This is a genomic window from Roseovarius mucosus, from assembly GCF_002080415.1.
Taxonomy (GTDB): domain Bacteria; phylum Pseudomonadota; class Alphaproteobacteria; order Rhodobacterales; family Rhodobacteraceae; genus Roseovarius; species Roseovarius mucosus_A.
In genome coordinates this window covers 1,012,179-1,029,851 of record NZ_CP020474.1, presented here as the reverse complement: position 1 = coordinate 1,029,851, position 17,673 = coordinate 1,012,179, and the positions used below count along the sequence as shown (strand labels likewise).

The window sequence follows — 17,673 nt, the reverse complement described above, 5'->3', positions numbered from 1 at the left end:
ACCAAACCCATGGAAATTCTATCTCTACTTGGCGACGGCATATTTGTCGCATTGCAACCTCTTAACCTTTTGCTCATCTTTGTTGGCGTGACTCTCGGGCTCTTTATCGGCGCAATGCCGGGTTTGGGTTCGGTGAACGGTGTGGCAATCCTGTTGCCGATCACCTTTCTTGTCCCGCCGGGATCAGCAATCATCTTCTTGGCCGCCATCTACTATGGCGCCATGTATGGGGGGGCGATTTCGTCGATTACCTTGGGTATTCCCGGGGCCTCGACGGCGGTCGCAACCACCTTTGACGGACGACCACTGGCCCTCCAAGGCAAGGCGCGTCTTGCCCTCGTGGCGGCAGCGATCGCGTCTTTCGTCGGGGGAACGGTATCTGTTGTTCTCTTCACCGGTTTTGCCCCGCTCTTGGCAACGGTGGCGCTCAGCTTTGGTCCGCCAGAAATCTTTGCGCTGATGCTTTTGGCCTTTGCCACATTCGTGGGCCTCGGCGGCGACGATATCCCCAAGACGGTGTTCTCGATCTGCTTTGGCCTCGTGCTGGCAACAGTGGGCTTTGACCAGATTTCCGGCGCGCCGCGTTTGATCCTGCTCGACATGAACGGGTTTCTGGGCGGTATCAGCTTTCTGGTTCTGGCCATCGGTGTCTATGGCATCGGCGAGATGATCTGGACAATTGAATCAACACGCGGGGAAGTGACCAACACCGAAGCGAAGATCTCGGTTAAAGGGATCATTGAGGATAGTGGCACGACCATCAAACGGGGGTGGAAAGGCATCTCTGTCGGTTCGTTCCTTGGCTTCTTTGTTGGCGTGCTTCCTGCTGCAGGGGCAACTCCGGCCTCGCTCATGTCCTATGGCGTGACCAAGATGCTCTCGAAACGCCCCGACGAATTCGGCAAGGGCCATGTTGGTGGTGTGGCCGCCCCTGAAGCGGCAAACAATTCTGCTTCGACCGGGTCCATGCTGCCGATGTTGACCTTGGGTATCCCAGGGTCTCCGACCACGGCCATTCTGCTCGGCGGGATGGTCATCTGGGGTCTGACACCCGGTCCGCGCCTCTTTGTCGAACAGTCGGATTTCGTTTGGGGGCTGATCGGGTCGTTCTACGTGTCCAACCTGTTTGCCCTGATCGTGAACCTTGCCTTCATCCCGCTCTTCATCTGGATGCTGCGTATGCCCTTCACGGTGCTGGCACCGCTGATCTTTGTTTTGTCGGTCGTTGGCGGCTATGCGGCGATGCAGGATATGTTCGACATCTGGTTGCTGCTGATCTTCGGCTTTGGCGCGTTCTTCCTGCGCAAGTTCGACTATCCGGTGGCTCCTGCGGTTCTGGCCATCGTGCTGGGTCCGATTGCCGAACCGACGCTGCGCCAATCGCTGCTGTTGTCTTCGGGTGATCCCTCGATTTTCTTCACCCGTCCGATTTCGGCACCGATCATGATCGTGGCGATCGTCCTGATCCTGATGCCCGCGTTCAAGTATCTGCGTCCGCGCCGCGCCAAGCCGGCCGAATAAAGACCTATCGAGTAAAATGGAAAGGGGGGCCAATCGGCCCCCCTTTCAGCTTTCATACCGGGTGCTGCCGCGCCGGTTCTCGTCAATCGGCAATTCCATCAACAAGGGCTGATGTGCGCGCTGCGAACAGGCCTGACGCGGACAAAGGTTGCAATTGAGGCCGATAGGCGCATAGAGCTTGGGGTCGTCGAAATTGTAGCTCGATGCATAGCGCAGGCGGTGCGCGTATTTCGCCTCGCATCCAAGGGCAAGTGTCAAGCGGCGGTCTTGCGTTTCCTCACTGAAAACGGGGCGGTGCACCGTGCGGCTGACCGTGAAATAGCGCGCGCCATCGGGCATTTCGACGAATTGCGGCATCATCACGCCGGGTTGGTAAAACGCCGTGTGAATATTCCAGACCGGGCAGGAGCCGCCATATTCCGCCAAATGGAACGAGGTGGAATTGAACCGTTTGGTAACATTTCCAGCCTTGTCGATCCGCAAGAAGAAGAACGGGACACCACGCGCGCCCTCACGTTGCAGAGTGGTCAGGCGCTGACAGACCTGTTCAAACGAAGTGCTGAAGACGGCGGCAACGCGGTCGATGTCATAAGCGGCCAACTCAGCTTCGCGCAGAAAGGCGTCATAGGGCATGAGAAACGCGGCGGCAAAGTAATTGGCCAATTCCACCCGGAGCCGCGCCAATGCATGCTGTGAGCCAAGCCCGCTGCGGTCCACGACCCCTAACAATACGTCAGGATAAGCGACAAGGCAGAGCACATGCGCCAGCTGAAAGGCGCGGTTGGAGGTATCAAGCGCCTGTGACAGATGCACAACGCCCGTTGCCTCATCGTAGTAGCGCAGCGCGTCGCCCATCTCTCCGATCCGTCGAATGCGTACGCTGATGCCATGGCGTGTTCTCAGGCGTTCGCGCAGGTCGAAATAGCGATCTTCGGGCGAGGAAAAGTCGCCTTCGCGCGCGCTCTCAGCGGCGCGTTCCAACTCGGGAAAGTGGTTTTCGTGGTCGCGGAAGAAGTTGTGGATCACGGTCTCGGGCGAACTGCGCAAGAGTTCATCGGCGGCGTTCTCTCCGGCGAGGCTCAGGATCTTTTCCAGCGCGGTGCGATAGGCGCCATGCAGTTCAAGAAAAAGATCGACAAGCCGGGGGGCGTGATCGACGGCACCGCGCAATTCCTGCAAGTCTGGGCGGTCTAAGGCAAATACTGGATCGCGCACCGCATGGCGCAGATCGGCCACCCGTCTTGCGGTCTCGTCTCGGGTCAGGTCACGCCAGTCGACCGCATAGGCATCGGCAATCGACATCAGCATCTGGACGGAAAGGCTACGCTGGTTGTTTTCCAGTAGGTTGATGTAGGACGGGCTGACGTCCAGCTTGCGCGCCATGTCGGCCTGAGTTTGCCCGCGTTCGCGCCGCAACTGCCGCAGACGAGGACCAATGAGGGTCTTTGCCATAGAGAAACCTTACAACATTACAGATTTTTGCATTGTAAAGTTTACCGTACACACATTGACATAAATTTCGTAGTGAAATCGCGGGGCTCCTGTATAGTAAATTCATCATCTACACGCGCAAGATTCTTTCGAAAGGACTATCATGGCATATCGTATCGTTATCCTAGGGGCCTCTTATGGCTCTTTGCTTGGCACCAAGCTCTTGATGGCCGGGCAGGATGTGACGCTCGTCTGTCGTCAGTCCACCGCTGACCTCATCAATTCAGAGGGCACGGATGTGCGTATCAAACTGCGTGATGAGGCAGAGCACCGTTCGTTCCGCTCCCATGACCTTCCGGGCAAATTGAATGCCTTGACGCCTGAGGATGTGAATCCTGCCGATTATGATATGGTGGCGCTTGCCATGTCAGAACCGCAGTATTGTGCTGACAATATCGTTGATCTGTTGGGCCGGATCGCGGCTGCGGGCACGCCGTGCCTGTCGATCATGAACATGCCGCCGCTGCCCTATTTGCGTCGGGTGCCGGGGCTGGATACCTCGAAACTTGAGGCCGCTTATACCTGCCCGCGGGCATGGGCTGCGTTCAAACCGGGCACTGTGACACTTTGCAGCCCCGATCCGCAGGCCTACCGCGTCGCAGAGGATGGTGCCAACACCCTGCATGTTGGTTTGCCCACCAATTTTAAAGCCGCGATTTTTGAGGATGAAGCCCATAACCGCATCTTGCGCGACCTTGAGGCGGCGATTGATGCGGTGACGGTTGAAGGCAAAGATGTGCCGGTCAAGCTGCGCGTGTTCGACTCGATCTATGTGCCTTTTGCCAAGTGGAGCATGCTTCTTACGGGCAACTATCGCTGCGTGCTGCCCGAAGGGGCGCGGCCGATCAAAGAGGCGGTGCATGGTGACGTGGCGCTGTCGGAAAAGATCTATAGCACGGTCGACGAGGTTGTGCGCCGCTTGGGTGCAGAGGCGGACGACGCCGTGCCCTTTACCAAATATGCCAGTGCTGCCAATGGCTTGCTCAAGCCGTCCTCAGCCGCGCGTGCGATTGAAGGTGGGGCAGACCGGATCGAGCGCGTGGATATGCTGGTCAAGCTGATTGCCGATCAGCAAGGGCTTGATTGCGCGGAATTTTCTGGGATCGTTGACACCGTTAATGCACGGCTCAAGGCCAATCGGCGCGACGCCGCTTGAGAATAGATCAGTGTTCGCGGCTCAGGCCGCGAGCCCTTTGGTTCCCATTCGCAGGAATTTTTCGCGCCGATCCTTTATAAGGGCGGCGCGATCCTTTTTCGCCAACTCGCTGAGCATGGCTTCGATTGTCTTACCCACGGCGGCGATGGTGCGGGCGGGATCGCGATGCGCGCCGCCCAAAGGTTCGTCAATCACCCGATCCGCAACGCCAAGTCGTGTCAGATCCTGTGCCGTCAGGCGGAGTGCTTCGGCAGCCTCGCGCATTTTCTCGGAATCTTTCCACAAGATTGAGGCGCAACCCTCGGGGGAGATGACGGAATAAACGGAATGTTCCAGCATCGCCACACGGTTGGCCGAGGCAAAGGCCACGGCACCGCCTGATCCACCCTCACCGATAATCACACTGACCAACGGCACACCGATGGCAAGGCAGGTTTCAGTGGCGCGGGCAATCGCTTCGCTTTGGCCGCGTTCCTCAGCCCCTTTGCCGGGATAGGCGCCGGGGGTGTCCACCAGCGTGACAACCGGGAGGCCGAAACGGTCGGCCATTTGCATCAGGCGGACGGCCTTGCGATAGCCCTCGGGGCGGGCCATGCCGAAATTACGTGCAATCCGGCTTTTTGTATCATTGCCTTTCTCATGGCCGATCACCATCACGGGATTTCCGTTGAGCCGGGCAAGACCACCCATGACCGCGTGATCCTCGCCAAAGGCGCGGTCGCCGGCCAGCGGGGTGTAATCGGAAAACAGCGCCTCGACATAATCGCGGCAATGCGGGCGGTCAGGGTGTCGGGCCACCTGACATTTTCGCCATGGAGTCAAAGTCTTATAAAGATCGCGCAACATTTCGGCAGCCTTGGCATCCAGTGCTGCAGCCTCTGCTTCGACGTTCATTTCGGCATTTCCGCGCGCAATGGCGCGCAGCTCTTCGGCCTTGCCTTCAATCTCGGCCAGCGGCTTTTCGAAATCGAGGTAGTTGGTCATCGCAATGCTGTCTCCACGGTTGCCGTGGCGTTATATGGCTGCAAGAGCGGTGATTTGCAATCACAACCCGGTCAGGTGGGCCAAAGGACGGGGATAAGGGTTACGATCAGCAGGGTGGCCATGATCCAATTGAAGATGCGTAAGCGGGTTTGGTTCTTGAGGAGGCGGCGGAGTTGTTGGCCGAGCAGGGTCCAGCTTGTGGTGCTGACCATGGATACCGCAACATATACCCCTGCCACCCAGAGAACCGAGGCCATATCACGGCCAGTAGCATAGAGGGTGATGGCCGAAAGAGCCATGCTCCACGCCTTGGGATTGACCCATTGAAACGCCGCAGATTGTAGGAAAGTCAATGGCTTACCAGACGCTTCTGCATCGCGGGGTGGGGCGGCGTTGGCAATTTTCCACGCCAGATAGACGAGATAGGCGACGGAACCGATCTTGAGCAGGGTGTAGCTGAGCGGCCATAGGTCAAAGACCTGCATCACGCCAAGGCCCACAAAGGCCACCATTAGCGGAAAGCCCAAACCAACCCCCAACATATGGGGAATTGAGCGGGAAAAACCGAAGTTTGTCCCTGATGCCATGAGCATGAGATTGTTCGGTCCCGGTGTCATGACCGTGACAAAGGCGAAAGTGGCGAGGGCGGTGAGCAAATCGAGTGTCATGTCTGCAATCCTATGCGATAACGGCAGGCATGGAATTGCGTTTTGTTGTGATCATAACAGAAATATGCAATAAAATTCGGCCATGGACAAAATAAGCGAACGTATATTGCAAGAGTTAACGCGCGATGGTCGGATCAGCAATCTGGAGCTGGCCGAGCGGGTGGGATTGTCGGCTTCGGCTTGCTTGCGGCGGGTGCAAGACCTCGAGCGGCGCGGGGTGATTGCAGGCTATCGTGCCGTGCTGGATCGGGGCGCGCTTGGCATCGGATTTCTGGCCTATGTCACGGTCGGTTTGAACAGCCATACCAAGGCCAGTCAGGTGGCGTTTGAGCAGGCAATGGGCCGGGCACCCGAGGTTGTGGAATGTCACAACATCACCGGCGCGGTGGAGTATATCCTGCGGGTCGAAGTGGCGGATCTGGTGGCCTACAAACGGTTTCACACCGATGTTCTGGGCACCTTGCCGCAGGTCAATGCAATCACGTCTTATGTGGTGATGGGATCGCCAAAGGATGGCCGCGGATAAACTGAGCGCCTAAAAATGAAAGGGGGCCGTTGGTTCGGCCCCTCGATCATTCCTGCCATCGTAACTGTGAAACCCTGTAAGGTCAGGGTGTTGGAAGGTTGAGAACCTGACCCACGCGCAAGCGATCAGTCGGTTGCATTGTGTCTGCGTTGGCGGCGAGGATATCAGCCTGCCGCCCGAAATCACCATAAAAACGATAGGCGATAGAGGCGAGACTGTCGCCTGTGGCCACGGTGTAGCTATTTGGCACGCGAGGGCGGGCGGGCTGTGACAGGGCGCTGAGCAGGAGGGCCGTATCAACCCGGCCTTCGGCGGTCACAAGACCTTGGGGAACCTCGACCTTGCCCTTCTTCGCGGCGTCATTCACGAGCGCGTCAATGTAGGTTTCGGACTGGCCTTGTTGCAGGGCCCCAAGCACCATGGATTCAAGCGCTGGCCCAACCGGCATGGAAGCCTGAGGTGCGGCAGAGGGGGTGGGTGTGGGGTCTGGTAGCGCCGGACGCGTGGCAACGGTCGTGCCGTTTACCAATGGCTCAGGGGCCAAGGCGGGCGCGGCGAGCGTTGAGAGGTCTGGCGCTGCGCGGGTGACATCGCTGTCGGTCACGGGGGGCAGGTCCGCCAGGGTGCGCGGTTTTCCGGGTTGAATGAGGATCAACGCAAGGGTGATGGCGACAAAACCCGCCGCGATCAGTGTCGCACGCAACATATGAAAACCTCACTAAAATCAATACATTGGGAAAGGCTGGTCCGGGATGGGCAGCAGCCATAGCCTAGCGCTGCTCGGCCAGTGACGTGATAGTGCACGGCGCTTCCCCCCTTGGTGATTATGCAGTCCGGCGGGCACGAAAGCCGGTTTTATTGCCTATATCTAGTCTGAATTTCACGATTTCGTCAATATGGGGTGATTCGGAAAAAGCCCAAAACGGCCCGAAAAGCCGTTAAATGCGCCGATTTCTGTCGCGGCGTCGCAGGGAGGCGGTGACCTTACAATCTGTAAGGTTGTTACATGGATTTTGTAAGCTTTTTGCGTGCGTCCGGTTCGTTCCGCTTTGCCGAAAAGCGCCTAGCCGTTCTCGCGCAGAATTCCGCCAGCGAGATAGAGCGACCCGCAGATCAAAATTCGCGCCTCGGGGCAGATTTTCACGATGTCGGTGACAGCGGCAAGGGCGGTATCGGCGGTGCTGGCGGGAAGGCCTGCGGCGCGGGCGGCCTCTGCCGTTACTTCGGCGGGTAGGGTGTTGGCCTCGCCGGGAATGGACAGGGCGGTGAGGGCGGTGGCATGGGCGGCCAGCGGTGTGAGATAGCCCGCGATGTCCTTGGTGTTGAGCATGCCGCAGATCAGATAGGTCGGGCGTGCGGGCAGGCTGGCCAGATGCCGGGCGAGCGCCTGCCCGGCGGCGGGGTTGTGGCCCCCGTCCAGCCACACCTCGGCGTGCGGGGCGGCATCGGTCAGCGGGCCGGTTTGCAGGCGTTGCATGCGGGCAGGCCAGAACGCACGCGTAACGGCGGCCTCAAAGGCTGCATCGCCCATGGTCAAATGGCGCAGGGCGGCAAGGGCGGCACCGGCATTCTCGATCTGATGCGCGCCGGGAAGATTGGGCAGGGGCAGATCAAGCAAGCCAGTTTCGTCCTGATAGATCAGGCGGCCGCGTTCTTGGGTGACGTGCCAGTGCTGGCCGTGGGCCAAGAGAGGCGCGCCGTGGCGGGCGGCGACGGCCTCGATCACCTCCAGAGCCTCATCCGGTTGCGGGCCGACGACGCAGGGCACGCGGCGCTTGATGATCCCGGCCTTTTCGCCCGCGATTTTGGCCAGCGTGTCGCCCAGATATTGTTCGTGGTCGATGGAAATGGGGGTAATGACGGTGAGCGCCGGTTGGTCGATCACATTGGTGGCGTCAAGCCGCCCGCCAAGACCCACCTCAAGCAAGGTATAGTCGGCGGGTGTTCGGGCCATGGCGAGAAGGGCGGCGCAGGTGGTGATCTCGAAATAGGTGATCGCATCGCTGCCATTGGCGGCGTAGCATTCATCCAAGACGGCAGTCAGGTGCTCTTCGGTGATCAAGTCGCCGGCAAGGCGGATACGTTCGTGAAAGCGCGCGAGATGGGGCGAGGTATAGGCATGCACGGTCTTGCCCGCCGCCTCGAGACCGGCACGGATCATCGCCTGAGTGCTGCCTTTGCCATTGGTGCCTGCGATATGGATCACGGGCGGCAAATCGTTCTGGGGATTGCCCAAAGCATCGAGCAAACGCCAGACGCGATCGAGCGTGAGGTCGATGATCTTGGGGTGCAGCGCCATCATCCGGGCAAGGATGGCGTCAGATGTGGGAGCGGTCATTTCTGGGTGGCGTCCTGCGGTTTGGCATCGGGCGTGGGCGCGGGCAGGTCGCCCTTGATCGCGGGGGGCAGGCCCATGAGCATGCGGGTGATTGTGATCAACTCGTCGCGCAATTGGGTGCGGGGGGTCACGCGGTCGAGCATGCCGTGATCCAGCAGGTATTCGGCGCGCTGAAAGCCCTCGGGCAGTTTCTCGCGGATGGTTTGTTCGATGACGCGCGGCCCGGCAAAGCAGATGAGCGCGCCCGGTTCGGCAATCTGGACATCGCCCAGCATCGCATAGGATGCGGTGACGCCGCCGGTGGTGGGGTGGGTCAGCACGACGATATAGGGCAGGTTCGCCTCTTTCAGCATCTGCACGGCGACGGTGGTGCGGGGCATTTGCATGAGGCTGAGAATCCCCTCTTGCATGCGCGCGCCACCGGCGGCGGAAAAGAGGATGAGCGGGCGCTTGAGCTTAACGGCTGTTTCGGCGGCGGCGATGATGGCATTGCCCACATACATGCCCATGGATCCGGCCATGAAGCTGAAATCCTGTGCGGCGGCGACGATGGGCGTGCGGCCCATTTCGCCGGTGGCGACCAGCATCGCCTCTTTCTCGCCGGTGGCCTTTTGGGCGGCGCGCAGGCGGTCGGGGTATTTCTTTTGGTCGCGGAAATGCAGCGGGTCGGGGGTAGGGGCGGGCACGTCCACCTCGGAGAAGATGCCGCCGTCAAACAGCCCCACGAAGCGGGCGCGCGGGGTGATGCCCATATGGTGGCCGCAGTTGGTACAGACGTTGAGATTGTCCGAGAGTTCGCGGTGGAACAGCATGGTTCCGCATTCGTCGCATTTGGTCCAGAGGTTTTCGGGGATTTCGCGGCGCGAGAAGATCGAGTTGATCCGCGGGCGCACGTAATTGGTGATCCAGTTCATCGGGTCAGGTCCCTCTGGTGACGATTGCGCCCTCACATAAGCGGGGCGCGGGTGAAATGCAATCAGCGGCGCAAGCTGAGGCGAATGGCGAGCCAGCCGCAGACGAGGATCAGCAGGTCGAGCGGCATCATGGCCCAGAGGGCCTCGGCATTGTCGAGGGTGAAGGGGTAGGCGTAGAGCGCCAGCCCGTCGAATTGCCCGCGCGGGGCCGCGATCATGATGGCGCTGAAATTGTTGACGAAATGCAGCGCTGTGGCGGGGCCAAGCGTGCCGGCGCGGGCGGTCAGATCTGCGGCGGCAAGGCCAAAGGTGGCGGCCCAGGCGACGACCACCCAGGCGTTGGCGCCAAAGCTGACGGGATCGTAATGCAGAATGGCAAAGCTGAGGGAGGGCAGCACCATCCATACAAGAGGCGATGCAAAGCGCGCGGCAAGCTGGCTTTGCAAATAGCCGCGAAACACCAGTTCTTCGGCAAAGACCTGAAGGAAGAGGCCGGTGAGCGCGAGCGGCAGGAGCATGAGCCAATGCGCAGGGGTGAGATTGGCAACGGGGTCCATCCCTTCGGGCATCGGCAAAAAGAGGAGGGCACCGTAGAGCAGCAACATGACGCCCATCGCGCGGGCGAATTGGCGGATGGCTAGGGCGCGGGGGCCGATAATGCTCCAGAGGCTGCGGCGGTGGATGATGCGCAGGGTCAGGCCAAGCGCCACGATCAAGAGGCCGAAGACGAAGAGGTTGATCAGCACGCCTTGTGGGTTTGAGGCGGTCTCGATTCCCGGTGCGATTTGCGCCCAAGCCTCGGGGCCAAAGAGGATGGGGAGCAGCGCGGCATAGCCAAAGCTGAGCGCCACGAAGACCGGCACGCCAAGCGCAATGCCCGCCAGCAGGCGGGCGGGATGGGCGGTGCTGCGGGCGGGGCCGACAAGGATTTCATGGGCGTCATATCTCATGGGCGCACGCTATAGGCAGGGCTAAGGGGTTGCAATCGGCTTGCCCCCGTCGCGTCGCTGGCCTAGACCGATTTCAGCAAATTTCGGGAGGCCCCTCATGACAAAGTTCGACAAAGCCAAACTGCCCAGCCGTCACGTGACCGAAGGGCCCGAGCGCGCGCCGCATCGGTCCTATTACTATGCCATGGGCATGACCGAGACGGAGATTCATCAGCCGCTCGTGGGCGTGGCGACCTGCTGGAACGAAGCAGCCCCCTGCAACATCGCGCTGAACCGTCAGGCGCAGGCGGTCAAGGGTGGCGTGAAAGAGGCGCATGGCAGCCCGCGTGAGTTCACCACGATCACGGTCACGGACGGGATTGCGATGGGGCATGAGGGCATGCGGTCGAGCCTTGCGAGCCGGGAGGCGATTGCCGATACGGTGGAATTGACCATGCGCGGACATTGCTATGACGCGCTGGTTGGTTTGGCGGGTTGTGACAAATCCCTGCCCGGAATGATGATGGCGATGGTGCGGTTGAACGTGCCGTCGGTGTTCATTTATGGCGGGTCGATCCTGCCGGGCAAGGCCCCGCAGGTCGAGGAGATTCCGGCGGATTTCCGCAGCCGTGATCTGACCGTGCAGGACATGTTCGAGGCGGTGGGGCGGCATCAGAACAACGAAATGTCCGACAAGGCGCTGGATATGCTGGAGCGGGTGGCGTGCCCATCGGCGGGGGCCTGTGGCGGGCAGTTCACCGCCAACACCATGGCCTGTGTTTCTGAGGCGATTGGTCTGGCGTTGATGAATTCCTCGGGTATGCCTGCCCCTTATGAAAGCCGCGATCAATATGCCGAGGCGTCTGGTCGTGCGGTGATGCATCTTTTGGAGCGCAACATCCGGGCGCGGGACGTGGTGACGCTCAAGTCGTTGCAGAATGCGGCGCGGGTTGTGGCGTGCACCGGCGGCAGCACCAATGCCGGTTTGCACCTGCCTGCGATTGCGCATGAGGCGGGGATTGATTTCTTTCTCGAAGATGTCTGCGACATCTTCCGCGACACGCCCTATTTCGTCGATCTGAAACCGGGCGGGGCCTATGTGGCCAAAGACCTTTATGATGCCGGTGGTATCCCGGTTGTGATGAAGGAATTGCGCAAGGCCGGTCTGATTCATGAGGATTGCATCACCGCGAGCGGGCGCAGCATCGGCGAGGAGCTGGACCTGATCGAGCGCGAAGCCGATGGCAAGGTCATCTATCCGATTGAAACGCCGATCACCAAGACGGGGGGCGTTGTCGGTCTCAAGGGCAATCTGGCCCCGACCGGCGCGATTGTGAAAGTGGCGGGCATTGCGCCCGAGCATCAGGTCTTTACCGGCCCGGCGCGGGTGTTTGAATGTGAAGAAGACGCATTCGAGGCCGTAAAAGCGCGCGCCTATAAAGAGGGCGAGGTGATCGTCATCCGCAATGAAGGCCCGGCAGGCGGCCCCGGCATGCGCGAGATGCTGTCGACCACAGCGGCGCTGAGCGGTCAGGGCATGGGCAAGAAGGTGGCGCTGATCACCGATGGGCGGTTCTCTGGGGCGACACGCGGGTTCTGTGTGGGCCATGTTGGACCAGAGGCCGCGCATGGTGGCCCGATTGCCTTGATTGCCACGGGCGACATGATCACGATTGACGCGATCAAGGGGGAATTGTCGGTTGATCTGAGCGACGAGGAACTGGCCAAGCGCAAGGACGCTTGGGGCGGGCCGCGCGAGACGATCTATACCAGCGGGGCGCTGTGGAAATATGCGCAATTGGTGGGCGAGACCTATAAGGGCGCTGTGACCCATCCCGGCGCAGCGTTCGAGCGGCATGTCTATATGGACCTCTGAGCAAGGTAGGGTCCGGGCGCATGCGTTCCGGACCCTGCTGGGGCTGGGGATGATGGCCCTTGCGGGCTGTCTGGCCGTGCCTGTGGAGAAAAAGCCGCAGGCCATGGCGGCTGTGGCGTTTTATGACGGTGATGTGGTGGTCACGGGCCCCCGTGGCTATTGTGTGGATGCCGCCAGTGTGCGGCGCGGGGCGTCGGGCAGTTTTGCGCTGATGGCCAGCTGTGTGAGCCTAGGCCAGACGGGGGGCGTCTATGCTGATCCGGCGGTGATGACGGTTTCGGTGCTGGCCCGTGCGGCGTCGACCCAAAAGCCCGATGCACAGGCCATGGCGCGGGCCCTGGCCCCGGCCAAGGTGCGGGTGGCGCAGGACGATGAGGGGCTGGCGCTGGTGCAGGTGATGCAGGGCGGCGATGCCGCGTTGCCGGGGGGTGACCCGGTGCATTGGCGCGCGGGGCTGGTGATCAACGGGCATCTGGTGGGGTTGGCGGTTTATGGACCCGCGGGGCAGGGCGTGTCTGGGTCTGACGGGCAGGCGTTGTTGCAAGCCTTGGCGCGGGCGATGCGGGCGGCAAGCCCGAAATCCTGATCTTTGGGATGGATTGTTTCCTCTTTTGAATTAATGCTATGCAAGGATTTGGGACGTAGCATTGCGGCACGACCGCGCGTGCGAATAGTGGCAAGGGTGCGCTCTGCATGAAATTACTGGACGTGTTGACGCATCGCCACAGCCTGCGCAAATGGCGTCAGACTGCGCGCAATGCCCCGATGATGGGATTGGCGGAGTTGCGGCGCGCGCGGGCGCGGGCGCGCAAGCTGATGTATTCGCTGAACGAGGTGATCTCGATTTCCGATAACCGGCTGGCGCTGCCGATGATCGGGTCAAATTCGTTTTCCCGCCCGCATGGCACCGATTGGGCCTGGCGGCCCGAATTGTGGCGCGAGCCGCTGCCGGTGCCGGGTATGGCCTCGGTTCGGTCCAAGTCTATGCTGGGCCGCGAGGTGACGCTGTTTCACGATTGCGCCCGGTCGGAGTTGTGTTTGCGCCAATTGCGCAACAGCCGCGAGGCGGATCTGGCGCCTTACGGCTTGCGGATGGATGTGTTTGCCTTTGACGGATCGTTTCTGTCGGTGGTGCTGGATTTCCCGCAGCAGGCGGTGAACGGGCTGACCAAGCGGCATCTGTTGCGGATGGATACGATCGTGGAGCTGGAAAAGCCGCTGGAGATTTTTGCGCGGCTCAATATCAAACATGGGCCGAACACCGAACAGATCGTGCGGGAATTGCCGCTGAATGCAGAGGAAATCATGGTTGAGTTCGATCTGGCCTATTCCAACCTGAACGAAAAGCGGGTGGAGCGGGCGTGGATCGACCTGATTTTCGAGAATCCGCAGATGAGCCAGCTTGTGTTGCGGGATGTGACGTTCAGTCGCCGTCCGCGCGCGGCGCTATAGGGGAGTGCGGCGATGAACGAGTGGACATTGACCAAGACGCGCCTGTTTGAAGGGGTTTGGGAAGGTGTTTTGACGCGGGCGGGCGAGGATGAGGCCGCGCCCGAGATCGAGGTCACGCATCAGCAAGAGCCGGTGGCGGGGGTTGCGGTGACCGCCAAGCCTGAGGAAAAGCTCTGGGTGGTGCGGGTGCCGGTGCCGGTGGAAAAAATCGCGGATGGGGTGCAGACCTTTGTTATCCGGGATCGGCGGAGTGGTGAGGTTCTGGACAGTTTCGCGCTATTGTCGGGGGATGTGCTGAGCTATGACATCCGTGCGGAAATGGCGCTCTTGCGCGAGGAATTGGACCTGCTCAAGCGGGCGTTTCGGCGGCATTGTCTGGATACGATGTAGGGGGCCCAAGGCCAGCCGTGATCTGCGCGTCAAAGCCGGTCGAGATCGCCCTTGCGCGGCAAAAGCTGTTGCACGATGCCCGCAAAGAGCAGGTAGATACTGGTAACGACAAGCCCCCAATGTGCCCAGCTTTGGGGATCGAAATGCACCCATGCGGCCCAGCCTGCGAAGAAGGTCCAAGCCAAGGCCATCGGCAGGGTCAGCCAGCGCCAGCGTTCGGTGCGCACGGGGTGCACGAATTTGAGCGGCAGGAACATCGCCACCGCCAGTACCACCACCAGACCGAGGATGATCCAGAAATTCGGCTCGAGCGCGAAGAGCACCAGAACCAGCATGTTCCAGCAGCCGGGGAAGCCGGAAAAGGAATTGTCCTTGGTTTTCATCCGTGTGTCGGCGAAATACATCGCGCTGGCAAAGGTGATGACGATGATGGCAAGCCAGCCCGTCCAGCCCGGCAGCAGGTCTGATTTGAAGAGCGCGAAGGCCGGGATAAAGACGTAGGTGAGATAGTCGATGATGAGATCAAGCAGCACGCCATCAAATTCGGGGGCGTGTTGTTGAACATCGTATTTGCGTGCCAATGCACCGTCTATACCATCCACCGCAAAGGCCACCACGAGCCACAGGAACATCAATTCCCATTTGTGATCAACCGCCGCCAGCATCGCCAGCATGGCAAACACGGCGCCGGTGGCGGTGAAAAGGTGAACAAGAAGGGCGCGCATCTGCTGGGTCATCCGGGTTTAATGACGCAGAGATGAGGGATTTGCAAACAAAAGCCCGGCCCCCAAGCAGGGACCGGGCCAATTTTCTGACAGGGTGCTTAGTTTGCCAGCCGGACCTCTTCCAGCGGATAGGCCATCATGTCTTGTGCCTCCCATGCGACGTGGCAGTCATGGCAGAAGCTTTGCTTGAATTTCATCGGCTTGCCGTCCGGCTGAATGCTGGCATAGACCCAATCGGCGGTCTCTGGCGCGCTGCCGGCTTCGCCCTTGGTCATGATAAAGAGCGGGCCTGTCACGGCGGCTTTTTTCTTGGCGCTGATGGTGATGCTTTCCTTGGCCAGCACAGACCCGACGGGCATGACGACGCCGTCGTCTGCATATTTCAGGTATTGCTCGGCGGCGATGTCATTGGCGAAGGTGTAAAGTAGGCGGTTGCCATGGGCACCGGCCACGGCGGGGCGGCTCGACGTTACGGTCCAATCGCGATAGGCACCTGCCACGGCATCGCCCTCTTTGGTGTAGCTTGCAACCATCTCGTCCTTGATGCAGGCGTAGATTTCTTCGATTGCGGCGGCTTCGAGGGCAAAGGGATCCTCGACCGCGACGGCACAATCGGCCGCGTGGGCGGTCTGAGCGACGCTGAGGCTGGCTATCACGGTTGCGGCGGCGAAAAGCTGGCGTTTCATTTTATATCTTCTCCATTGAAATCCTGAGACACGGTGGTCATCCGTGCGGACATTTGCATGAATTCTCTGTAATTGAACTTAACTAATGCGTGAGGCGTTGAAGGGATTGGCCCTTTGGTGGGGCTGGGTTTGCGCGATTGCTGCAATGCAGCAACACTCTGCGGTCGCTGTGTGGGGATGGGCGATTTCCGAGAGGATTCGCGCTATATTATCCCAAGGGAGGGAACCTGTCCGATCCGGGAAAGGGAACCCAAATGGGCGATACCGACCTGACGACCCGTTTCATGCCCGCCAATTGGCGGCACGATCTGGATCTTTTTCTGGTGGAGCGCGCTGCCGGAATGAATGGCTATCTGCTGGCGCGGCCACGGCTGGCAAGCGTGGCGCATCTCCAAAGTCTGAGCGCTTCGGAGTTGGAGGCGATGGGGCTGACGCGCGCCGATATCGCCGCCTTTGTATTCGAGGACATTCTGCCTGACTGAGCGCGTCGCGCGGGCGTTGATGCAGCTTGACAGTTTCGGCGGCAACGGCCAACTCTCGCCCCATGTTCGACATGCGACCCGTGGGATATCTCGTTGGCCTGATGGTCATGGCCATGGGCCTGACCATGGCGCTGCCGCTCTTGGTGGATATTGCCGAGGGGCGCGAGCATTGGCCTGTGTTTGCCGAGAGCTTGATCGTGACCTGCATCGCGGGCGGATTGGTGGCGCTGTCGTGCAAGAATTCGATGGGCCAGCCGTTGACGATCCAACAGGCGTTTTTGCTGACCACGCTGGTCTGGGTGGCGCTGCCGCTGTTCGGGGCGTTGCCATTCATGCTTGGCGAGACCGATCTGGAGTTCATCGACGCCTATTTTGAAGCGATGTCAGGCGTGACCACGACCGGCGCGACGGTGATTGAAGGGCTGGATACCCTGCCCAAGGGGCTTTTGCTGTGGCGGGGCATCTTGCAATGGCTGGGCGGCCTGGGGATTGTGATCGTGGCCTTGGTGTTCCTGCCCGAAATGCGGGTTGGGGGGATGCAATTTTTCCGTGCCGAAGGGTTCGACACCTTTGGCAAGGCCCTGCCGCGCACCATCGATATCTCGAAGGGTGTGTTGAACATTTATCTTTTGCTGACCGCAACCTGCACGCTGACCTATCTTGCGCTTGGGATGGGGGCGTTTGACGCGACGGTGCATGCGCTGACTACCGTGTCGACGGGTGGATTTTCCAGCATGGATAGCTCGTTTGCGGCCTTTCCCGGTGGGCCTCAATATGCCTGTGTGCTGTTCATGGTGTTGGCCAGCCTGCCTTTTGTGCGGATGATGCAGGGGGTGCAGGGCAACCTTTTGCCGCTTTATCGCGATACGCAGGTGCGCACCTATCTGCGCTGGATTTTCTACGCCGTCGCCATGGTGGTGGGCTATGATTTTGTGATGAACGGGCAGTTTACGGAAGAAAGCCTGCGCCTGCGTCTATTCAACATCGTCTCGATCTTTACCGGCACCGGCTATGGCGATGGCGATGTGACCGCCTGGGGCACATTCCCCTTTGTCGTGCTGATCGTGGTGGGGGCGATTGGCGGCTGCACCGGGTCTACGGGCTGTTCGATCAAGATTTTCCGCTACCAGTTGATGATGCGGGCGATGGGCCAACAGGCGCGGCGGATTTTCAACCCGTCGAGCGTGATGATCCTGCGCCATGAGGGGCGGCGGGTTGAGGATGAGGTGCTGCAATCGGTGATGCTGCTATTCACCGTCTATATTCTGTCGCTCGGGTTTTTCTCGGTCGCGCTGGAGTTGACGGGGCTGACGCTGATGGAATCCGTCACGGGGGCCTGGACGGCGATTTTTAACGTGGGGCCTGCCTTTGGTCCCAGTGTTGGGCCGACTGGCTCGCTTATTGCGTTTCCGGATTCGGCCAAGGCGCTGATGATCCTTGCCATGCTGATGGGGCGGTTGGAGATTCTGGCCGTGATCGTTCTTATCCTGCCGTCGTTCTGGCGTCCGTGACACCCTAATCTGAAAAGGAGCCTG

At 60.2% G+C, this 17,673-nt stretch carries 18 protein-coding genes; 9 read left to right on the top strand and 9 right to left on the bottom strand.

Features of this window, described 5'->3' with window-relative positions:
- Positions 1–9 precede the first annotated feature (9 nt).
- On the top strand, positions 10–1,521 hold the full coding sequence (locus ROSMUCSMR3_RS04985; protein ID WP_081506635.1) for a tripartite tricarboxylate transporter permease: 1,512 nt from the start codon (positions 10–12) through the stop codon (positions 1,519–1,521).
- A gap of 45 nt (positions 1,522–1,566) precedes the next feature.
- Here ROSMUCSMR3_RS04985 and ROSMUCSMR3_RS04980 read toward each other — a convergent pair whose 3' ends face one another.
- Complete coding sequence (locus ROSMUCSMR3_RS04980; protein WP_008280496.1) at positions 1,567–2,973, bottom strand: helix-turn-helix domain-containing protein; 1,407 nt, start codon at positions 2,971–2,973, stop codon at positions 1,567–1,569.
- 142 nt (positions 2,974–3,115) lie between these two features.
- Between ROSMUCSMR3_RS04980 and ROSMUCSMR3_RS04975 the strand changes: the two genes are divergently transcribed.
- A complete protein-coding gene (locus tag ROSMUCSMR3_RS04975; protein WP_081506634.1) occupies positions 3,116–4,168 on the top strand; it encodes a ketopantoate reductase family protein in 1,053 nt (350 codons plus the stop codon).
- A 21-nt stretch (positions 4,169–4,189) separates the two neighbouring features.
- Here ROSMUCSMR3_RS04975 and ROSMUCSMR3_RS04970 read toward each other — a convergent pair whose 3' ends face one another.
- Positions 4,190–5,152: an acetyl-CoA carboxylase carboxyltransferase subunit alpha gene (locus ROSMUCSMR3_RS04970; RefSeq protein ID WP_008280494.1), complete on the bottom strand. Its 963-nt coding sequence runs from the start codon at positions 5,150–5,152 to the stop codon at positions 4,190–4,192.
- 71 nt (positions 5,153–5,223) lie between these two features.
- Complete coding sequence (locus ROSMUCSMR3_RS04965; protein WP_081506633.1) at positions 5,224–5,820, bottom strand: LysE family translocator; 597 nt, start codon at positions 5,818–5,820, stop codon at positions 5,224–5,226.
- A gap of 82 nt (positions 5,821–5,902) precedes the next feature.
- On the opposite strand from ROSMUCSMR3_RS04965, the gene ROSMUCSMR3_RS04960 reads away from it, so the two are divergent.
- A complete protein-coding gene (locus tag ROSMUCSMR3_RS04960; RefSeq protein ID WP_037297527.1) occupies positions 5,903–6,346 on the top strand; it encodes an Lrp/AsnC family transcriptional regulator in 444 nt (147 codons plus the stop codon).
- 82 nt (positions 6,347–6,428) lie between these two features.
- On the opposite strand, the gene ROSMUCSMR3_RS04955 is transcribed toward ROSMUCSMR3_RS04960, so the two are convergent.
- From ROSMUCSMR3_RS04955 to ROSMUCSMR3_RS04940, 4 genes are all read right to left on the bottom strand, one after another.
- Positions 6,429–7,052 (bottom strand): LysM peptidoglycan-binding domain-containing protein, encoded by a 624-nt coding sequence (locus ROSMUCSMR3_RS04955; RefSeq protein WP_081506632.1) that lies wholly within the window; start codon positions 7,050–7,052, stop codon positions 6,429–6,431.
- Between the two features lie 357 nt (positions 7,053–7,409).
- Positions 7,410–8,684: a bifunctional folylpolyglutamate synthase/dihydrofolate synthase gene (locus ROSMUCSMR3_RS04950; RefSeq protein WP_081506631.1), complete on the bottom strand. Its 1,275-nt coding sequence runs from the start codon at positions 8,682–8,684 to the stop codon at positions 7,410–7,412.
- Complete coding sequence (gene accD / locus ROSMUCSMR3_RS04945; protein ID WP_081506630.1) at positions 8,681–9,598, bottom strand: acetyl-CoA carboxylase, carboxyltransferase subunit beta; 918 nt, start codon at positions 9,596–9,598, stop codon at positions 8,681–8,683. The genes ROSMUCSMR3_RS04950 and accD overlap by 4 nt, the downstream gene beginning before the upstream one ends.
- A gap of 62 nt (positions 9,599–9,660) precedes the next feature.
- Positions 9,661–10,548 carry a CPBP family intramembrane glutamic endopeptidase gene (locus ROSMUCSMR3_RS04940; RefSeq protein ID WP_008280488.1) on the bottom strand — a complete coding sequence of 296 codons (888 nt, stop codon included), beginning with the start codon at positions 10,546–10,548 and terminating at the stop codon, positions 9,661–9,663.
- 97 nt (positions 10,549–10,645) lie between these two features.
- Between ROSMUCSMR3_RS04940 and ilvD the strand changes: the two genes are divergently transcribed.
- The 4 genes from ilvD (at position 10,646) to ROSMUCSMR3_RS04920 (ending at position 14,245) form a co-directional block, all read left to right on the top strand.
- Positions 10,646–12,403: a dihydroxy-acid dehydratase gene (gene ilvD / locus ROSMUCSMR3_RS04935; protein ID WP_008280487.1), complete on the top strand. Its 1,758-nt coding sequence runs from the start codon at positions 10,646–10,648 to the stop codon at positions 12,401–12,403.
- 49 nt (positions 12,404–12,452) lie between these two features.
- Positions 12,453–12,989 carry a hypothetical protein gene (locus tag ROSMUCSMR3_RS04930; RefSeq protein WP_081506629.1) on the top strand — a complete coding sequence of 179 codons (537 nt, stop codon included), beginning with the start codon at positions 12,453–12,455 and terminating at the stop codon, positions 12,987–12,989.
- 107 nt (positions 12,990–13,096) lie between these two features.
- Positions 13,097–13,855, top strand: coding sequence for a DUF6478 family protein (locus ROSMUCSMR3_RS04925; RefSeq protein ID WP_008280485.1), 759 nt, complete (start codon positions 13,097–13,099; stop codon positions 13,853–13,855).
- Between the two features lie 12 nt (positions 13,856–13,867).
- Positions 13,868–14,245: a hypothetical protein gene (locus tag ROSMUCSMR3_RS04920; protein ID WP_081506628.1), complete on the top strand. Its 378-nt coding sequence runs from the start codon at positions 13,868–13,870 to the stop codon at positions 14,243–14,245.
- Positions 14,246–14,274: 29 nt separating this feature from the next.
- Here ROSMUCSMR3_RS04920 and ROSMUCSMR3_RS04915 read toward each other — a convergent pair whose 3' ends face one another.
- Together ROSMUCSMR3_RS04915 and ROSMUCSMR3_RS04910 are read right to left on the bottom strand one after the other, a co-directional pair.
- Positions 14,275–14,982 carry a CDP-alcohol phosphatidyltransferase family protein gene (locus ROSMUCSMR3_RS04915; RefSeq protein WP_081506627.1) on the bottom strand — a complete coding sequence of 236 codons (708 nt, stop codon included), beginning with the start codon at positions 14,980–14,982 and terminating at the stop codon, positions 14,275–14,277.
- Positions 14,983–15,068: 86 nt separating this feature from the next.
- Positions 15,069–15,656, bottom strand: a complete 588-nt coding sequence (locus ROSMUCSMR3_RS04910; RefSeq protein WP_081506626.1) for a cytochrome P460 family protein — start codon at positions 15,654–15,656, stop codon at positions 15,069–15,071.
- 254 nt (positions 15,657–15,910) lie between these two features.
- Here ROSMUCSMR3_RS04910 and ROSMUCSMR3_RS04905 point away from each other — a divergent pair, with 254 nt between their 5' ends.
- Together ROSMUCSMR3_RS04905 and ROSMUCSMR3_RS04900 are read left to right on the top strand one after the other, a co-directional pair.
- Positions 15,911–16,138 (top strand): hypothetical protein, encoded by a 228-nt coding sequence (locus tag ROSMUCSMR3_RS04905; RefSeq protein ID WP_008280481.1) that lies wholly within the window; start codon positions 15,911–15,913, stop codon positions 16,136–16,138.
- Positions 16,139–16,200: 62 nt separating this feature from the next.
- Complete coding sequence (locus tag ROSMUCSMR3_RS04900; RefSeq protein ID WP_008280480.1) at positions 16,201–17,649, top strand: TrkH family potassium uptake protein; 1,449 nt, start codon at positions 16,201–16,203, stop codon at positions 17,647–17,649.
- Positions 17,650–17,673 lie beyond the last annotated feature (24 nt).

What these genes read in the sequence shown, in the direction of transcription:
- ROSMUCSMR3_RS04970 (WP_008280494.1), bottom strand. Translation starts at nt 5,152, where the DNA reads ATGACCAACTACCTCGATTTCGAAAAGCCGCTGGCCGAGATTGAAGGC.
- accD (WP_081506630.1), bottom strand. Translation starts at nt 9,598, where the DNA reads ATGAACTGGATCACCAATTACGTGCGCCCGCGGATCAACTCGATCTTC.
- ROSMUCSMR3_RS04955 (WP_081506632.1), bottom strand. Translation starts at nt 7,052, where the DNA reads ATGTTGCGTGCGACACTGATCGCGGCGGGTTTTGTCGCCATCACCCTT.
- ROSMUCSMR3_RS04900 (WP_008280480.1), top strand. Translation starts at nt 16,201, where the DNA reads ATGTTCGACATGCGACCCGTGGGATATCTCGTTGGCCTGATGGTCATG.
- ROSMUCSMR3_RS04915 (WP_081506627.1), bottom strand. Translation starts at nt 14,982, where the DNA reads ATGACCCAGCAGATGCGCGCCCTTCTTGTTCACCTTTTCACCGCCACC.
- ROSMUCSMR3_RS04960 (WP_037297527.1), top strand. Translation starts at nt 5,903, where the DNA reads ATGGACAAAATAAGCGAACGTATATTGCAAGAGTTAACGCGCGATGGT.
- ROSMUCSMR3_RS04940 (WP_008280488.1), bottom strand. Translation starts at nt 10,548, where the DNA reads ATGAGATATGACGCCCATGAAATCCTTGTCGGCCCCGCCCGCAGCACC.
- ROSMUCSMR3_RS04980 (WP_008280496.1), bottom strand. Translation starts at nt 2,973, where the DNA reads ATGGCAAAGACCCTCATTGGTCCTCGTCTGCGGCAGTTGCGGCGCGAA.
- ROSMUCSMR3_RS04930 (WP_081506629.1), top strand. Translation starts at nt 12,453, where the DNA reads ATGATGGCCCTTGCGGGCTGTCTGGCCGTGCCTGTGGAGAAAAAGCCG.
- ROSMUCSMR3_RS04925 (WP_008280485.1), top strand. Translation starts at nt 13,097, where the DNA reads ATGAAATTACTGGACGTGTTGACGCATCGCCACAGCCTGCGCAAATGG.
- ROSMUCSMR3_RS04965 (WP_081506633.1), bottom strand. Translation starts at nt 5,820, where the DNA reads ATGACACTCGATTTGCTCACCGCCCTCGCCACTTTCGCCTTTGTCACG.
- ROSMUCSMR3_RS04920 (WP_081506628.1), top strand. Translation starts at nt 13,868, where the DNA reads ATGAACGAGTGGACATTGACCAAGACGCGCCTGTTTGAAGGGGTTTGG.
- ROSMUCSMR3_RS04975 (WP_081506634.1), top strand. Translation starts at nt 3,116, where the DNA reads ATGGCATATCGTATCGTTATCCTAGGGGCCTCTTATGGCTCTTTGCTT.
- ROSMUCSMR3_RS04910 (WP_081506626.1), bottom strand. Translation starts at nt 15,656, where the DNA reads ATGAAACGCCAGCTTTTCGCCGCCGCAACCGTGATAGCCAGCCTCAGC.
- ROSMUCSMR3_RS04905 (WP_008280481.1), top strand. Translation starts at nt 15,911, where the DNA reads ATGGGCGATACCGACCTGACGACCCGTTTCATGCCCGCCAATTGGCGG.
- ROSMUCSMR3_RS04985 (WP_081506635.1), top strand. Translation starts at nt 10, where the DNA reads ATGGAAATTCTATCTCTACTTGGCGACGGCATATTTGTCGCATTGCAA.
- ilvD (WP_008280487.1), top strand. Translation starts at nt 10,646, where the DNA reads ATGACAAAGTTCGACAAAGCCAAACTGCCCAGCCGTCACGTGACCGAA.
- ROSMUCSMR3_RS04950 (WP_081506631.1), bottom strand. Translation starts at nt 8,684, where the DNA reads ATGACCGCTCCCACATCTGACGCCATCCTTGCCCGGATGATGGCGCTG.